We start from the raw sequence: 1929 nt of genomic DNA, 5'->3' as shown, positions 1-1929 counted from the left end.
ATTTTGGTGATGATGATGGCGATGGATACGATGATGTAGCCGGTGAAGTTATCGCAACAGCGAGTGGTGATATAGGCGTTAAATGGGAAAACATTAATGGTATTGATGTGACCGATACCGTTAAAAACAATGCCCATAGTAAGTTTATTGAATGTGATAGTCCTTATAAATTAACCATAACAGCAACAAATGGTGAATTAAAAACCCAATATGGTGAGCCGAACAAAAGTAGTTTTATGGGCGGTAGCCATAGTTATTATATAAATCCTAAAGTCGAACCCCATGTCTGTTATGCCCAACCAAGTCCATTATTTGATGATGCTGCTAGAATTGGTTCCCATGAAGGTGTCAGTCCGTGGTTTGATGGCCCTGGATGGGATTCTGGCGTGATTGATTTTGGAGAATATAGAGGTTATCCAAGTAAAGGATTTAAATTTTATAATGCACGTAATAGTGGTAATTATGATGGTAAAAATTCAGTTTATACAAATAATTTTCCAAGTACAGGGTCTAATGGATTATATTTTTATTTGTTGTTGGCAGGAATAAGTCCTGAGGCCGTGATCGCAGCTAATGGCAGTAGCATAAGCGCTGTAGAAGGTGGTAATGTCAGATTAAGCTTAAGTACGGGAATAACTGGCTGGGAGCATCAATTGAGGGGGCTAATATCTGTTAGTGATGAATATCCTTATCTATACCCATATGGAGTACCACAAAAAGCACTAAAGATTACTTTAAATGGTCCTCGGGCAACGTCTAATGATAAAAATTTTAGTCCTTCCACATTTAGGCTGTATGCCGATAGAGGAAAAAGTAAAATACTTTATGAGTTTAAGTTGATGCGTTGGTATATTCCTACCCATATAGTCTATCAAAATGTTATTACTAAAGAAAATATATCGATGTACCAAGCAAAAGGTCAAGAAGAGTGCCAACGTTTAGGTAAAGGTTATCGGTTAACGGAGATGAATGATTTGACCCACGACATCTTTTGGGAATCAGTTGCTCATTGGGGAGGAACACCTAGTAACTATCCAAATCCTATAATAATGACAGATACAAATGCTCGTCGTCAGTTAAGTTACCGTGAAGATGGTAAATGGATCAGCGGAATAATCAATGAATGGGGATGTTTATATAACAATAGTCGTTCAGATTGTCGTAATTACCCTGATAATGATTGGTTACATGATTATTATTTGATTGCAACTTCAAAAACTGTGAAAGTTGGTCTCGGTAAACAGAGGAGGGAATTAACTTCGTTAAGCGTTGATATGCAAAGTGGTGGTGTAGGATTTGCAAGAGATACAGCAGTAGGCAATTATTATATATCTTGTGTTTCGCCTTAGCAGTTATAGAAATTTTAACGAAATTTAGTTCAATTTAATTTAAATGTTATCCACTGTATTGACATTTAGATGTGAAATTTTAAATAGATATTCGTAAAAAATTAATCTTACAATCTCAATATAAAGAGATATTGTTATAATAAAGAAAGTGTATTTTTACACGCATATAATGAACATTGCTTTATTGTTACTGGATTATTAAACCATAAATTGAAAGTAGGATTTTTACAACTGAACAAACTTTATAATGGGGAGAGCAACTTGTAGATTTCTATTAGATAAGTTAAGTAACAAAGGACTGACAATATTCAAATTTTCCACCTAAAGTCAAAATTTTCTAGATTAACTTTACTTTACATAACTTGACAAAATTTAACATTATAAAGTTTGATATAGTTAAATATCTTAACTATACTTTTAGCAAATTTAAATATGTTTATTTAAATAAAACAAATAAATAAAAAAATTAAATGGGTTAGGGTCGGTTGTTTAGAGTCTAGAAAGCTAAAATTATGTAATTAAACAATCAAGAGTTAACAATTCCTCTTTATTAATATTCATTTATAAATTTATTTACTAC

The 1929-nt window shown here is 32.7% G+C and carries 1 protein-coding gene; it reads left to right on the top strand.

Going from position 1 to position 1929, the window contains the following annotated elements; genetic code table 11:
• Positions 1-1349 (top strand): hypothetical protein (locus B6D18_RS12675; protein ID WP_158092594.1); only part of this gene is annotated, 1349 nt, incomplete at its 5' end.
• Between the last annotated feature and the right edge of the window lie 580 nt (positions 1350-1929).

Source organism: Gilliamella sp. A7 (assembly GCF_002142015.1).
GTDB lineage: Bacteria > Pseudomonadota > Gammaproteobacteria > Enterobacterales > Orbaceae > Gilliamella > Gilliamella apis_A.
This window is presented reverse-complemented; position numbering and strand designations above follow the sequence as displayed.